We start from the raw sequence: 214 nt of genomic DNA, 5'->3' as shown, positions 1-214 counted from the left end.
GTAGGAGATTCTATGGTTTTGGGAAAGCCCTCAAGCCACTTTTGTTTGATATTCGCTCTGGTTCTTTAACAGAGCGAAGACTACTCGAGCTAACTTTCGGGCGAGCATGACCAGCGCTTGAGTTGTACTAAAGCCACGCTTTCTCTGTTCTTCATAAAAAGGCTTCCAGGCCGGCGTACGGCTCCCGGACATAGCCGCGTTGTGCAGCAACCGT

Annotated in this window: 1 pseudogene; it reads right to left on the bottom strand. The window is 50.5% G+C overall.

The window, feature by feature from the left end:
- Positions 1–30: 30 nt before the first annotated feature.
- A pseudogene (locus RGM3321_RS00005) lies at positions 31–214 on the bottom strand (IS110 family transposase); the annotation flags it as partial.

Origin of the sequence: Pseudomonas sp. RGM 3321 (genome assembly GCF_022836805.1) — a bacterium.
Taxonomy (GTDB): Bacteria; Pseudomonadota; Gammaproteobacteria; order Pseudomonadales; family Pseudomonadaceae; genus Aquipseudomonas.
This window is presented reverse-complemented; position numbering and strand designations above follow the sequence as displayed.